Here is a 15,772-nt window from a genome sequence, read left to right on the forward strand (position 1 = left end):
GTTCCTTCGAGACGATGCGAAATTCAACCCGGGGCCGATGGCAGTCGCGTCCCGGAAGGTTCGCCCCACAAAGGCGACGAAAATGAGAGGCCACGATGGCGCAGCAGACATTCACCGGTCGCAAACGCGTACGCAAGTTTTTCGGTCACATCAAGGAAGTCGCCGAGATGCCGAACCTCATCGAGGTTCAGAAGGCATCCTACGACCAATTCCTGATGGTCGACGAGCCGGCCGGCGGTCGGCCGGACGAGGGCCTGCAGGCGGTGTTCCGCTCGGTCTTCCCGATCTCGGATTTCTCCGGCACCTCGATGCTGGAATTCGTCCGCTACGAGTTCGAGCCGCCGAAATATGACGTCGACGAGTGCCGCCAGCGCGGCATGACCTTCGCTGCGCCGCTCAAGGTGACGCTGCGCCTCATCGTGTTCGATATCGACGAGGAAACCGGTGCCAAGTCGGTCAAGGACATCAAGGAGCAGGACGTCTACATGGGCGACATCCCGCTCATGACGATGAACGGCACCTTCGTGGTCAACGGCACCGAGCGCGTCATCGTCTCGCAGATGCACCGTTCGCCCGGCGTGTTCTTCGACCACGACAAGGGCAAGACCCATTCGTCCGGCAAGCTGCTGTTTGCCGCGCGCGTGATTCCGTATCGCGGCTCCTGGCTCGACATCGAGTTCGACGCCAAGGACATCGTGTTCGCGCGCATCGACCGCCGCCGCAAGATCCCCGTGACCTCGCTGATGTACGCGCTCGGTCTCGACGGCGAGCAGATCCTGTCGACCTTCTACAAGAAGATCACCTACAAGCGGACCAAGGAAGGCTGGCGCGTGCCGTTCGACGCCAACCGCTTCCGCGGCTATTCGACCGTCAACGACCTGATCGACGCCGATACCGGCAAGGTGGTGCTCGAGGCCGGCAAGAAGCTGACCGTGCGCCAGGCGCGCCAGTTGCAGGAGAAGGGCCTCAAGGCGCTGCGGATGTCCGACGAGGAGTTGGTCGGCAACTACCTCGCCGAGGATCTCGTCAACCCGAAGACCGGCGAGATCTATGCCGAGGCCGGCGAGGAGATCACCGACAAGTCGCTCAAGGTGCTCAACGAGCAGGGCTACAAGGACCTGCCGCTGCTCGACATCGACCACGTCAATGTCGGCGCCTACATCCGCAACACGCTGCATGCCGACAAGAACATGACGCGTGAGGACGCGCTGTTCGACATCTACCGCGTGATGCGTCCGGGCGAGCCGCCGACGCTGGATTCGGCGCAGGCCATGTTCCAGTCGCTGTTCTTCGACGCTGAACGCTACGACCTGTCCGCGGTCGGCCGCGTCAAGATGAACATGCGTCTCGAGCTCGATGCGCCCGACACCCACCGGACGCTGCGCAAGGAAGACATCCTGGCGGTCATCAAGACCCTGGTCGATCTGCGCGACGGCAAGGGCGAGATCGACGACATCGACCACCTCGGCAACCGCCGGGTGCGCTCGGTCGGCGAACTGATGGAGAACCAGTACCGGATCGGCCTGCTGCGCATGGAGCGCGCCATCAAGGAGCGCATGTCGAGCGTCGACATCGACACCGTGATGCCGCAGGACCTGATCAACGCCAAGCCGGCCGCGGCCGCGGTGCGTGAGTTCTTCGGCTCCTCGCAGCTGTCGCAGTTCATGGACCAGACCAACCCGCTGTCGGAGATCACCCACAAGCGGCGCCTGTCGGCGCTCGGCCCGGGCGGTCTGACCCGCGAGCGCGCCGGCTTCGAGGTGCGCGACGTGCATCCGACGCACTACGGCCGCATCTGCCCGATCGAGACGCCGGAAGGTCCGAACATCGGCCTGATCAACTCGCTGGCGACGTTCGCGCGCGTCAACAAATACGGCTTCGTGGAGACTCCCTATCGCAAGATCAAGGACGGCCGCGTCACCGACGAGGTGGTCTATCTGTCGGCGATGGAAGAGGGCCGTTACCGCGTCGCGCAGGCCAACGTGCCGCTCGATGCCAAGGGTCGCTTCACCGAAGACCTGATCGTGTGCCGTCACGCCGGCGAAGTGCTGCCGATCACGCCGGACAAGGTCGACTACATGGACGTGTCGCCGAAGCAGCTGGTTTCGGTCGCCGCGGCGCTGATTCCGTTCCTCGAGAACGACGACGCCAACCGCGCGCTGATGGGCTCGAACATGCAGCGCCAGGCGGTGCCGCTGGTTCGCGCCGAGGCGCCGTTCGTCGGCACCGGCATGGAAGGCGTGGTCGCCCGTGACTCGGGCGCGGCGATCGCCGCGCGCCGCTCGGGCGTGATCGACCAGATCGACGCCACCCGCGTCGTGATCCGCGCCACCGAGGATCTCGATCCGACCAAGTCGGGCGTCGATATCTACCGGCTGATGAAGTACCAGCGCTCCAACCAGTCGACCTGCATCAACCAGCGTCCGCTGGTGAAGGTCGGCGACGTCGTCAAGAAGGGCGACATCATCGCCGACGGTCCGTCGACCGATCTCGGCGAGCTCGCGCTCGGCCGCAACGTGCTGGTCGCGTTCATGCCGTGGAACGGCTACAACTTCGAAGACTCGATCCTGCTCTCCGAGCGGATCGTGAAGGACGACGTCTTCACCTCGATCCATATCGAGGAGTTCGAGGTGATGGCCCGCGACACCAAGCTGGGCCCCGAGGAAATCACCCGTGACATTCCGAACGTCTCGGAAGAAGCGCTGAAGAACCTCGACGAAGCCGGTATCGTCTACATCGGTGCGGAAGTCCGCGCCGGCGACATCCTGGTCGGCAAGATCACGCCGAAGGGCGAGAGCCCGATGACGCCGGAAGAGAAGCTGCTCCGCGCCATCTTCGGCGAGAAGGCCTCCGACGTCCGCGACACCTCGCTGCGCGTGCCCCCCGGCGTGCAGGGCACCATCGTGGAAGTCCGCGTGTTCAACCGCCACGGCGTCGACAAGGACGAGCGTGCGCTGGCGATCGAGCGCGAGGAGATCGAGCGTCTGGCCAAGGACCGCGACGACGAGCAGGCGATCTTGGACCGCAACGTCTACAACCGCCTTGCCGAACTGCTGGAAAACCGCCAGGGCATCGCCGGCCCCAAGGGCTTCAAGAAGGACACCAAGATCACCCGCGCGGTGCTCGACGAGTATCCGAAGTCGCAGTGGTGGCTGTTCGCCTCGCCGAACGACAAGCTGATGGCCGAGATCGAGGCCATGCGGAAGCAGTACGACGAGTCGAAGAAGGGTCTCGAGCAGCGCTTCCTCGATAAGGTCGAGAAGCTGCAGCGCGGCGACGAGCTGCCGCCTGGCGTGATGAAGATGGTCAAGGTCTTCGTTGCGGTGAAGCGCAAGATCCAGCCCGGCGACAAGATGGCCGGCCGCCACGGCAACAAGGGCGTGGTGTCGAAGATCGTGCCGATCGAGGACATGCCGTTCCTCGAGGACGGTACGCATGCCGACATCGTGCTCAATCCGCTCGGCGTGCCCTCGCGCATGAACGTCGGCCAGATCCTGGAGACGCACCTTGGCTGGGCCTGCGCCGGCCTCGGCAAGCGCATCGGCCAGACCATCGACGCCTTCTATCAGAAGCAGGATCTCAAGCCGCTGCGCGAGACCCTGAAGAAGATCTACGGCGAGGATGAAACCATCAAGTCGCTGAACGACGACGAGCTGCTCGAGCTCGGCCGCAACCTCAGCCACGGCGTGCCGATCGCCACGCCGGTGTTCGACGGCGCCAAGGAGACGGACATCGAGGAGATGCTGAAGCTCGCCGGCTTCGACGCCTCCGGCCAGTCGACCGTCTATGACGGCCGTACCGGCGATCCGTTCGATCGCAAGGTGACGATGGGCTACATCTACATGCTCAAGCTGCACCATCTCGTGGACGACAAGATCCACGCGCGTTCGATCGGTCCGTACTCGCTCGTCACCCAGCAGCCGCTGGGCGGCAAGGCGCAGTTCGGCGGCCAGCGCTTCGGCGAAATGGAGGTCTGGGCGCTCGAAGCCTACGGCGCCGCCTACACGCTGCAGGAGATGCTGACGGTGAAGTCGGACGACGTCGCCGGCCGTACCAAGGTGTACGAGGCGATCGTGCGCGGCGATGACACCTTCGAGGCCGGCATTCCGGAATCGTTCAACGTGCTGGTCAAGGAAATGCGCTCGCTCGGCCTCAACGTCGACCTGCACAATTCCAAGATGGGACCGGCGCCGACGTCGGAAGCGGCCGAGTAACGTTCGCGATTTACGCCCGGCGCGAAAGCGCCGGGTCTTCGCGCTCCGCTCGGACGTTGAGCAGGGCGCGGGCTGATTAGAAGTTTCGAATTTGCTGCCGGTGACGATCGGCACGCGAGGAGAAGACCATGAACCAAGAGATTATGAATCTTTTCAATCCGACGACGCCGGCCCAGGTCTTCGACCAGATCCGGATCTCGATCGCGTCTCCGGAGAAGATTCTGTCGTGGTCCTACGGCGAGATCAAGAAGCCGGAGACCATCAACTACCGCACCTTCAAGCCGGAGCGCGACGGCCTGTTCTGCGCCCGCATCTTCGGGCCGATCAAGGACTACGAGTGCCTGTGCGGCAAGTACAAGCGGATGAAGTACAAGGGCATCATCTGCGAAAAGTGCTCGGTCGAGGTGACGCTGTCGCGCGTCCGGCGCGAGCGCATGGGCCACATCGAACTGGCCGCGCCGGTCGCCCACATCTGGTTCCTGAAGTCGCTGCCGTCGCGCATCGGCCTCCTGCTCGACATGACGCTGAAGGATCTCGAGCGGATCCTGTACTTTGAATACTACGTCGTGCTCGAGCCGGGCCTGACCGCGCTGAAGGACCGTCAGCTCTTGTCGGAAGACGAGTATCTGAAGGCGCAGGACGAGTACGGCCAGGACAGCTTCACCGCCATGATCGGCGCCGAGGCGATCCGCGAGCTGCTCAAGGGTCTCGAGCTCGAGAAGCTCGAGGCGACGCTGCGCGCCGACATGGCCGAGACCGACTCGGACATCAAGCACAAGAAGCTCGCCAAGCGGCTGAAGATCGTCGAGGCGTTCCGCGTCTCCGGCAACAAGCCGGAGTGGATGATCATGACGGTCATCCCGGTGATTCCGCCGGACCTGCGTCCGCTGGTGCCGCTCGACGGCGGCCGGTTCGCGACCTCGGACCTCAACGACCTCTACCGCCGCGTCATCAACCGCAACAACCGCCTGAAGCGGCTGATGGAGCTGCGTGCGCCCGACATCATCATCCGCAACGAAAAGCGCATGCTGCAGGAGGCCGTCGACGCGCTGTTCGACAACGGCCGCCGCGGCCGCGTCATCACCGGCGCCAACAAGCGGCCGTTGAAGTCGCTCGCCGACATGCTGAAGGGCAAGCAGGGCCGGTTCCGTCAGAACCTGCTCGGCAAGCGCGTCGACTATTCGGGCCGTTCGGTGATCGTGGTCGGTCCCGAGCTGCGCCTGCACCAGTGCGGCCTGCCGAAGAAGATGGCGCTCGAGCTGTTCAAGCCGTTCATCTATTCGCGGCTCGACGCCAAGGGCCTGTCCACCACGGTGAAGCAGGCCAAGAAGCTGGTCGAGAAGGAGCGTCCGGAGGTCTGGGATATCCTCGACGAGGTTATCCGCGAGCATCCGGTGCTGCTCAACCGCGCCCCGACGCTGCATCGCCTCGGCATCCAGGCGTTCGAGCCGGTGCTGATCGAGGGCAAGGCGATCCAGCTGCACCCGCTGGTCTGCGCCGCCTTCAACGCCGACTTCGACGGCGACCAGATGGCCGTGCACGTCCCGCTGTCGCTCGAAGCGCAGCTGGAAGCGCGCGTCCTGATGATGTCGACCAACAACATCCTGCATCCGGCGAACGGCCAGCCGATCATCGTGCCGTCGCAGGACATCGTGCTCGGCCTCTACTACGTCTCGATCATGCGCGAAGGCCTGCCCGGCGAGGGCAAGATCTTCGGCGACATGGCCGAGCTCGAGCACGCCCTGCATTCGAAGGTCATCCACCTCCACACCAAGATCAAGTACCGGTGGGAAAGCCTCGATGAGGACGGCAACAAGTCGAAGCGCTGGATCGAAACCACCGCGGGCCGCGTCATGCTCGGCAACCTGCTGCCGAAGAACCCGCGGATCTCGTACGACATCATCAACAAGCTGATGACCAAGCGCGAGATCTCTGGCGTCATCGACCAGGTCTACCGTCACTGCGGCCAGAAGGAGACGGTGATCTTCTGCGACCGCATCATGGCGCTCGGCTTCTACAACGCGTTCAAGGCCGGCATCTCGTTCGGCAAGGACGACATGGTCGTGCCGCACGGCAAGTGGAAGATCGTCGACTCGACCCGTACGCTGGCGAAGGATTTCGAGCAGCAGTACAATGACGGCCTGATCACCCATGGCGAGAAGTACAACAAGGTCGTCGACGCCTGGTCGAAGGCGACCGAGGAAATCGCCAAGGCGATGATGAAGGAGATCTCCGCGACCAAGAAGACGGCCAGCGGAGCCGATGCCGACATCAACTCGATCTACATGATGGCGCACTCCGGTGCGCGCGGTTCGCCGGCGCAGATGCGCCAGCTCGCCGGCATGCGCGGCCTGATGGCCAAGCCGTCGGGCGAGATCATCGAGACGCCGATCATTTCCAACTTCAAGGAAGGCCTGTCGGTGCTCGAGTACTTCAACTCGACCCACGGCGCCCGCAAGGGCCTCGCGGACACCGCGTTGAAGACCGCGAACTCCGGCTACCTGACCCGCCGTCTGGTCGACGTCGCACAGGACTGCATCATCACGCAGACCGACTGCGGCACCACGCTGGGCATCAAGATGCGCGCCATCGTCGATGCCGGCACGGTGGTCGCTTCGCTCGGCTCGCGCATCCTGGGCCGCGTGGCCTGCGATGACGTGCGCGATCCCGCCACCAACAACGTGATCGTCAAGCGCGACACGCTGATGGAGGAGAGCCATGTCGACGCGATCCAGCAGGCCGGCATCCAGGAAGTGAAGATTCGCTCGGCGCTGACCTGCGAGCTGATCAACGGCATCTGCGCCAAGTGCTATGGCCGCGATCTGGCCCGCGGCACGCCGGTCAACCACGGCGAGGCGGTCGGCGTCATCGCGGCGCAGTCGATCGGCGAGCCCGGCACCCAGCTGACGATGCGTACGTTCCACATCGGCGGCGCGGCGCAGCTCAACGAGCAGTCGTTCGTCGAATCGAACTTCGACGGCAAGGTCGTGATCAAGAACAAGGCGATCGCCCGCAACAGCGAGGGCCATCTGGTCGCGATGGTACGCAACATGGTCGTTGCGATCGTCGATGCCGACGGCGCCGAGCGTGCAACCCACCGTATCCAGTACGGCTCGCGGATGCATGTCGACGAGGGCGATATGGTCAAGCGCGGCCAGCGCATCGCCGAGTGGGATCCCTATACCCGCCCGGTGCTGAGCGAGGTCGAGGGCACGATCGGCTTCGAGGACCTGGTGGAAGGCCAGTCGATCTCGGAAACGCTCGACGAATCGACCGGTATCGCCAAGCGCGTGGTCATCGACTGGCGCTCGACCCGCGGCGGTGCGGACCTGCGTCCGGCCATCGTGGTCAAGGGCAAGGACGGCAAGGTGATGAAGCTCGCGCGTGGCGGCGATGCCCGCTACATGCTGTCGGTCGACGCCATTCTGTCGGTCGACATCAACGCGAAGGTGATGCCCGGCGACATCCTGGCGCGCATCTCGACCGAGAGCGCCAAGACGCGCGACATCACCGGCGGTCTGCCGCGGGTGGCGGAACTGTTCGAGGCTCGCAAGCCGAAGGACGCGGCGATCATCGCGGAGACCGCGGGCACGATCCGCTTCGGCCGCGACTACAAGAACAAGCGCCGCATCTCGATCGAGCCGATGGACAAGACCGAGGAGCCGCGCGAGTACCTGATCCCGAAGGGCAAGCACATCCACCTGCAGGACGGCGACATCGTCGAAAAGGGCGACTTCATCGTCGAAGGCAATCCGGCGCCGCACGACATCCTGGCGATCAAGGGCATCGAGGAACTCGCTGCCTATCTGGTCAACGAAATCCAGGAGGTCTATCGGCTCCAGGGCGTGCTCATCAACGACAAGCACATCGAGGTGATTGTCCGTCAGATGCTGCAGAAGGTGGAGATCACCGATCAGGGCGATACCGACATGATCTCCGGCGAACAGGTCGACAAGATCGAGTTCGACGCGATCAACACCAAGGCCAAGGAGGAGGGCAAAAAGCCCGCCACGGGAACGCCGGTTCTGCTCGGCATCACCAAGGCGAGCCTGCAGACCCGCTCGTTCTTCTCGGCGGCGTCGTTCCAGGAGACCACGCGCGTGCTCACCGAAGCTGCCGTCAACGGCAAGGTGGACCCGCTCGAGGGCCTCAAGGAGAACGTCATCGTCGGCCGCCTGATCCCGGCCGGCACCGGTGCCTCGATGGCGCGGATCCGCGAGGTCGCGGTCAAGCGCGACAAGCTGATCCTCGACGAGCGGGAGAAGCAGCAGGCGGCGATCGTGCCGACGGCTCCCGAAGCAGAGCCGCTGGCGCTGCCGCCCGCGGAATAGGCACCCGCAAGACTACGGTACTGAGCGAGAAGGCCGGCGTTGTGCCGGCCTTTTTGCTGCTTTCTTTGCTTGCTGCGATGCAGGGACGCACTTTGTTCATCTTTCCTTCAGGCGCAAAAGCGCTTTTGCTAGGCTGACTTGGACTGGCTCTCGAACCGGCTCTTGGACCGGCTGCCGAGCAGATTCCGGAGACGACGGATTTCATATGCTTGACTTGGCTATCGTTGGCGGGGGCCCCGGGGGGCTGATGAGTGCCTGGTACCTGAAGCGTAAGCTCGGCGACCTCTGCCGGGTTACGATCTTCGAGGCATCGGACCGGCTCGGCGGCAAGATCCTCACCCGCAAGTTCGAGACCGCGCCGGCGATGTACGAGGCTGGCGTCGCCGAGATCTACGACTACTCGATGACCGGCCCCGATCCGCTGCGCGAGCTGATCCAGCATTTCGGCCTGCAGACCATCCCGATGGACGCCGAGCAGGTGCAGCTCGACGGCGAATTGCTGGCCGACGTGGCCGGCATGCGCCGCAAATACGGCGCGAAGACCGCGGCCGCGATCGAGGCGTTCCGCGAGCGTTGCACCAAGCTGGTGTCGCCGATCGAATATTATGAAGGCATCGGCGCTCACGACAACGAGCACCCATGGGCCTACAAGACCGCCGAGCAGGTGCTCGACGAGGAGGTCAAGGACGATATCGCCAAGCGCTTCTTCAAGGTGATGGCGCGCTCCGACATCGCGACCGAGAGCCACAACACCAACGGCCTCAACGCGCTGAAGAACTACGTGATGGACGTCGACGGCTATATCGGCCTGTACTCGATCCAGAACGGCAACGAGCAGCTGATCGATTGCCTGCGCTCGGAGGTCAGCGCCGACATCCAGCTCAACCATCGCGTGCTCAAGGTCGGCAAGACCGAGAGCGGCCGCTACCAGCTCAACATGATGAACGGCAAGGGGCCGGAGACGCGCGACTTCGATCTCGTGCTGGTCTGCCTGCCGCATTCCTGGCTCGCCACCATGCGCTGGGACGGCGAAGAGCTGCGCCGGTCGATGGTCAAGCACGTCGCCTATTTCGATCGCCCCGCGCATTATCTGCGGGTCTCGATCCTGTTCGACGAACCGTTCTGGGGCGAGAAGATCCCCGGCGCCTGGTTCATGTCGGAGGCGTTCGGCGGCTGTTGCGTCTACAATGAGGGCGCGCGCCATGATGTCGGCAAGCACGGCGTGCTGAACTGGCTGATCGCCGGCTCCGACGCGCTGGCCTTCGCCAATCTCAGCGACCAGGAGCTGATCGATGCCGCGCTGAAATCGCTGCCGGCCTCGCTTGGTGATGCGCGGGCGCATTTCCTGGAAGGCAAGATCCACCGCTGGCTGTCGTCGGTCAACGCGCTGCCGGGCGGCCTGCCGGTGCGCGACGTCATGACCAACCATCGTCCCGAGCCGAAGCAGCATCCGGGCATCGTGGTGGTCGGCGACTATCTGTTCGATTCGACGCTCAACGGCCTGCTCGATTCCTCTGACGCCGCGACCGACATCGTCGTCACCGAGATGATGCGGCTGCGCCGCGCCCGCGCGCAGCAAGCCACGGGCGTATCCGACAAGATCGACCGCAGCTATTTCGAGAACTACCGCGGCGTCGGTCCGTATCGTGAGGCCTGGCGCCAGTTCACCGATCCCGCCTATCTGACCGACCAGATCAAGACGGTCTGGGGCAGGGCGAAGGGCTACAGGCTGCTGGTCGCCGGTTCCGCGAGCGGCGAGCTGGTCGGCGCGCTGCGCGAGCGCGGCATCGATGCCTGGGGCATCGAGAACAACCGCTACATCCACGGCAAGACGCCGAAGGCGCTCAAGAAGTACAACAAGCTCGGCTCGATCGCCGACATGCCGTTCAGGGACGATGAGTTCGACTTCGTGTTCGAGACCTCGCTGTGCCATCTTGGCGAAAAGCAGGTGGTGCGCGCGGTGCGCGAGCTCAACCGCGTGGTCAAGACCGGCCTCGTCTTCGGCTCGGTCACCTCGGACATGGCTCCTGCGCTGATCGACCGCTACGACCTCTTGCGCGGGGTGAAGAAGCTTGGCACCTGGTGGGAATGGTCGGAGCTGTTCTTCGGCAACGGTTTCGACCTGTCGATGCACCGCCGCGACTGCACCGATGCGCTGTGGGCGCTGACGCTTGCCGCCAACAAGGGGCCGGGCCAGTGGTACGCCGACGCGGACAGCCTGCGTTATTCCTTCTTCGACAAGGTCGACGACGCCGAGGACGATTAACTGCCGCGACGCGGGCGCGCGACCTCGCGTCAATAAACCGTCAAGCGCACGAAGCGGTCGGCATCGAGTTCGCCCGCCGCCGATCCAAACGCTTTGCCGAACGCATCGTGATCGCATAGGATCGCCGCCGCGGCGTTCGGCCGTCTGCGATTTCGCGTAGCGGTCATGCCGGCCGTGGAGCATCGGTTGGTTTCATGGCGCCAAAGCCTCCTGCATCTGACGATCCGAGATCGGCCGACGCCGACGATCCCGAGCTGAAAAGGAAACTCGCGGCGGGCAGCGCGCCGGCAGCGGCCGCCGCGGCCAAGCCCGCCGCCGCACCGACCGACGATGCCGCCGACGAGGAGGATGAGGACGACGAGCTCGAGCTCGACGACAATGATGACGACGAGGACCTTGTCGTCTTCACCGCCAAGGAAGCCGCCGGCGCGCTCTCCACGTTATACGGCTTCGTCAGGCCGCTGCTGGCAAACTACCGGAAGCCGTTCGCCTTCGTCGCCTTCGGCGTGCTGGTCGAGACGTTGTTCAACGTCATCATGCCGCTCAGCCTCAAGTTCCTGATCGACGACGCGCTCGGCGAGGAAGATTTCCAGGCGCTCTACAAGATCCTCGGCGTGCTGGCGGTGGCCGGCATCGTCACCTCGATCATCGCGGTCTGGTACGAGCGCTGGGATGCGCGGCTCGCCGCCGGCATCATCGCCGATGTCCGGACGCGGATCTTCGAGCACGTCCAGAACCTGCCGTCGGCCTATTTCGCCCGCACCAAGCGCGGCGAGATCCTGTCGCGCTTCTCGATCGACCTGTCGGCGTTCGAAGGCTCGATCAAGACTTTCGCCAACAGCGCGGCGCTGCCGTTCCTGGAGCTGATCGCCGGCATCATTCTGATGCTGTTCCTGAACTGGCAACTCGCCGCGGTGGCGCTGCTGATCTTCCCGATCACGCTGATCGGCCCGCGCATCCTCACCCCGAAGGCGGTGCAGGCCAATTACGAGCAAAAGCAGAACGAGGCGGCGCTGCTCGCCACGGTGCAGGAGAACGTGGCCGCGCAGGCGGTGGTGAAGGCGTTCAACTTGCAGCGCCGCGCGCTCGGCTGGTTCACGATGCGCAACCTCGACGTCCGGACCAAGGCGGCGTCCGCCATGTTCCTGTCGACCATGGTGGAGCGCACCGTCACCATCGCGGTGCTGCTGCTGCACCTCGTGGTGCTGGCGATCGGCGCTTATCTGGCAACCAAGGGGCAGATCACGGTCGGCACTTTCGTGACCTTCGAGAGTGCGTTCTGGGAGGTGTCGTACAATATCGCCCATCTGATGCATTTCATTCCGGTGTCGATCCAGTCCGCGGCGGCGGTACAGCACATCCAGGAACTGCTTGACGAGCCGACCCGCGGCGCCGACCGGCCCGGCGCGCCGGACCTGCCGCGCATCACCAACGACATCAGCTTCGACCGCGTCACCTTCCGGTATGAAGGCGCGCAGACGCCGGTGCTCGACAATCTCAGCCTCAAGCTCAATGCCGGCAAGAGCATCGCAATCGTGGGGCCGAGCGGCTCCGGCAAGAGCACGCTGATCAATCTGATCCTGCGGCTCTACGTGCCGGATGAGGGCCGCGTCGCCATCGACGGCGTCGACATCCGCCGGGTGACGCGGGAATCGCTGCGCGCCAGCATGGCGGTGGTGTTCCAGGAGAACATGCTGTTCAACATGTCGATCCGCGAGAACATCCGGCTCGGCAAGGAGGGAGCTGATGACGCCGAGGTCGAGGACGCCGCGAAGAAGGCCGAGATCCACAGCTACATCATGAGCCTGCCGGAGGGCTACGACACGCCGGTCGGCGAGCGCGGCGACACGCTGTCGGGCGGTCAGCGCCAGCGCATCGCGATCGCCCGCGCGATCATCCGCAATCCCTCCGTGCTGCTGCTCGACGAGGCCACCTCGGCGCTCGATCAGACCACGGAAGCCGCGATCAACCGCACGCTGCTCAACGTCGCCAAGGGCCGCACCATGATCTGGTCGACGCACCGCCTGACCTCGGTGGTCGAGATGGACGAGATCATCGTGATCTCGGGCGGCCAGGCGATCGAGCGCGGATCACACGCCGAGCTGCTCGCCAGGAACGGGGTCTATCGCAAGCTCTGGGACGACCAGGGCCACGTGTCTCACAGCGCCGACGACGGCGCCGTGGACGACGATGATGATGAAGAGGATGACGAGGACGACGAGGAGGGCGACGACGCCGCGTGATCCGTTCGCGCGGGCGATGGCACCGCGATCCGGCTGCGCAGCCGCCTCAACCAGCCCTGGCCGAGATAGCCGAGGAAGCGGGCCCAGCGCTGGGCCACCCAGTAAGGCCCGCGATCGATCGACACCGAACGGAAGCTGAAGGCCTTGCTGTTCGACCAGGCGTCGCAGGCCGTCTTGACCGGGTCGTCGTAGAACGCGTCGATCTTGTCCGCGCCCATGCCTTCGGTGGCGAGCCAGGCCGGGATATGGACGCTGCAGAGCCGGGCGACGTCGGTGAACACCTTGTCCGTCCCAGTGCCGGTGACCGGGCAGGTGGTGGCGAAGGCGTCGCCCACCAGCACGAGACCGGCCTGCCGATAGCCGGTGCTGACATAGAGGTCGGCCGGCCGGATCTTGATGTCGCCGCTGACATCGAACGCGCCGGTGAGCCGGCGCAGCCGCGGCAGCGCGGCGTTCAACGTCTCGACCGGATGGCGCCGCATCGTGCGCAGCCATGGATCGGTGGCCGGGCGGTAGGTGAACAGGTTGGCGCGCATCCGCTCGCCGACCGGGAACAGGGTGATGTAGGGAATGAGGTCGCTCGGCCGTTCCGAGAAATAGGTCATGGCCGGAAACGGGAAGGCGGGGCGGTCCACCGGGACGACGTCGAAGCCGATCGAGATCGAGTGGCAGTAGCTGGTGACCTCGCGCTCGATGCCCAGCATCCGGCGCAACCCGACGTTCAAGCCGTTGGCGAGCACCACGAGGCGCGCCGAGATCGTCTCGCCATGGGCCAGCACAAGCCGCTGACGTTCGGCGCTGGTCTTGACCTCGACCACCTTGTCGCAGACGAACTCCGCCGGTCCGGATATCTCGGCCCTGATGGCGCCGATCAGCGCATCGTACATGATGCCGTATTGCTGCCTCGGCTGCCGGTCGAGCAGACGGCCGAAGCGTGCGATCCAGTTCTCGCCGCTGTGAGTCGCCGAGCGCAGCACCGATTCGGCAAGGCCCGTGCTGACGAATCGGCCGAGTTGGTCGTCTCCGCCGAGCTTTTCGACCCGGAAATCGAACGGATAGACTTGATGCGGGTCGATCAAGACGCTCGGAATCCCGGCGCGTCCGAGCATCGCCGCCGCCGTCGAGCCCGCGAGACCTCCACCAATAATCGCGATGTCGGTGTACCGCATGAGGGGTTCCGCGCGCCGTAGAACCCTTCTTTTGCGCCGCGAATGGCAAATAAAGGCTTAGTTTTACCGGCAGCCTTAACGACGAAGCTGCGGAGAGTTGTTTCTAGCCATATTTTATCCGGGTATAATGCGACGATCCGACGCGTGGCTATCGCCGACGGGCAGGGTCGGCTGGCATAATTCTCCGCGTGCTTCGCGCCGACGAAATGCTAAATATCCAAGCGGCAGAGGCATTTCTTTGCTTGTCGTTTCGCTTGACTTCACTATCTCTCGATTATACAAGGCCCGCACTTATCGACAGGCGGTGAGCAACGCCAGCGTCGGAACGGAACACCCTGACGGCCCCTTGCGGCGGGACGGGCACCAACCTCGACGAATGCCGCTCAGACGCTGTCGAAGATAGCTAGGCAATGCCAGGACGATTTTAGTTCTCTTGAGCAAGTCCTCTTGAGAGTGAATTCGGATGCATGACCTCGGTGGCGGACTGAACAGCGAACGCTGATCGGTCCGGGATCGCGGTCCTCTGTGGCGTCGAAGCGCTTTCCGCTCAGCGATGAGTGGTTGGCGCGATTTCGCTTTGCGCGGGTATTTGATTCGCGCCGGGCGGGCCGTACGGGACGGCTGTTCCCGAGAAGAATTGGCGGGGCCATTCAAGGCTTCGCGAACGGAAGGGTGAAGGCTGCATGCCGACGATCAACCAGCTGATCGCAAATCCACGTGAAGTGCAGAAGTCGCGCAAGAAGGTGCCGGCGCTGCAGCAGTCGCCGCAGAAGCGCGGCGTGTGCACGCGCGTCTATACCACGACCCCGAAGAAGCCGAACTCGGCGCTTCGTAAGGTTGCCAAGGTGCGCCTGACCAACGGCTTCGAGGTGATCGGCTACATCCCGGGTGAGGGCCATAACCTGCAGGAGCACTCGGTGGTGATGATCCGCGGCGGCCGCGTCAAGGACTTGCCCGGCGTGCGCTACCACATCCTCCGCGGCGTGCTGGATACCCAGGGCGTCAAGAACCGTAAGCAGCGCCGTTCGAAGTACGGCGCCAAGCGTCCGAAGTAAGCGGGAACCGATCAGATGTCGCGTCGCCATTCTGCTGAGAAGCGTGAAGTTCTTCCCGATCCGAAGTTCGGGAACATCATCATTACCAAGCTGATGAACTCGGTGATGTACGCCGGGAAGAAGTCGGTCGCCGAAGGTATCGTCTACGGTGCGCTCGGCATCATCGAAGCCAAGACCAAGCAGAACCCGCTCGGTGTGTTCGAGCAGGCGCTCGAGAACGTGATGCCGACCATCGAGGTTCGCTCCCGCCGCGTCGGTGGCGCGACCTACCAGGTTCCGGTGGAAGTCCGCTCGGTGCGCCGTCAGGCGCTCGGCCTGCGCTGGCTGATCTCGGCCGCGCGCGAGCGCAACGAGAAGACCATGACGGAGCGGCTCTCGGCGGAACTGCTGGATGCGTCGAACAACCGTGGCAACGCCGTCAAGAAGCGTGAAGACGTGCACCGGATGGCGGAAGCCAACCGCGCCTTCTCGCACTACCGCTGGTAAGGCGAACA

At 64.2% G+C, this 15,772-nt stretch carries 7 protein-coding genes; 6 read left to right on the top strand and 1 reads right to left on the bottom strand.

Annotation, left to right across the window (positions count from 1 at the left end; all coding sequences use genetic code 11):
* Nucleotides 1-95 precede the first annotated feature (95 nt).
* From rpoB to J6500_RS17120, 4 genes are all read left to right on the top strand, one after another.
* On the top strand, nucleotides 96-4,214 hold the full coding sequence (gene rpoB / locus J6500_RS17105; protein ID WP_225713868.1) for a DNA-directed RNA polymerase subunit beta: 4,119 nt from the start codon (nucleotides 96-98) through the stop codon (nucleotides 4,212-4,214).
* Nucleotides 4,215-4,342: 128 nt separating this feature from the next.
* Complete coding sequence (gene rpoC / locus J6500_RS17110) at nucleotides 4,343-8,545, top strand: DNA-directed RNA polymerase subunit beta' (RefSeq protein WP_225713869.1); 4,203 nt, start codon at nucleotides 4,343-4,345, stop codon at nucleotides 8,543-8,545.
* A 205-nt stretch (nucleotides 8,546-8,750) separates the two neighbouring features.
* A complete protein-coding gene (locus tag J6500_RS17115; RefSeq protein WP_225713870.1) occupies nucleotides 8,751-10,811 on the top strand; it encodes an FAD-dependent oxidoreductase in 2,061 nt (686 codons plus the stop codon).
* A gap of 194 nt (nucleotides 10,812-11,005) precedes the next feature.
* Nucleotides 11,006-13,054: an ABC transporter ATP-binding protein gene (locus J6500_RS17120; protein WP_225713871.1), complete on the top strand. Its 2,049-nt coding sequence runs from the start codon at nucleotides 11,006-11,008 to the stop codon at nucleotides 13,052-13,054.
* Here J6500_RS17120 and J6500_RS17125 read toward each other — a convergent pair.
* Nucleotides 12,970-14,223: an FAD-dependent oxidoreductase gene (locus J6500_RS17125; protein WP_225713872.1), complete on the bottom strand. Its 1,254-nt coding sequence runs from the start codon at nucleotides 14,221-14,223 to the stop codon at nucleotides 12,970-12,972. The two genes, J6500_RS17120 and J6500_RS17125, sit on opposite strands and share 85 nt — an antisense overlap.
* Nucleotides 14,224-14,906: 683 nt before the next feature.
* On the opposite strand from J6500_RS17125, the gene rpsL reads away from it, so the two are divergent.
* Both rpsL and rpsG read left to right on the top strand, forming a co-directional pair.
* Nucleotides 14,907-15,278, top strand: coding sequence for a 30S ribosomal protein S12 (rpsL, locus tag J6500_RS17130; RefSeq protein WP_006611834.1), 372 nt, complete (start codon nucleotides 14,907-14,909; stop codon nucleotides 15,276-15,278).
* A 15-nt stretch (nucleotides 15,279-15,293) separates the two neighbouring features.
* A complete protein-coding gene (rpsG, locus tag J6500_RS17135) occupies nucleotides 15,294-15,764 on the top strand; it encodes a 30S ribosomal protein S7 (RefSeq protein ID WP_225713873.1) in 471 nt (156 codons plus the stop codon).
* Nucleotides 15,765-15,772: the final 8 nt, after the last annotated feature.

It is taken from the genome of Bradyrhizobium semiaridum, assembly GCF_020329505.1.
Lineage (GTDB): Bacteria > Pseudomonadota > Alphaproteobacteria > Rhizobiales > Xanthobacteraceae > Bradyrhizobium > Bradyrhizobium semiaridum.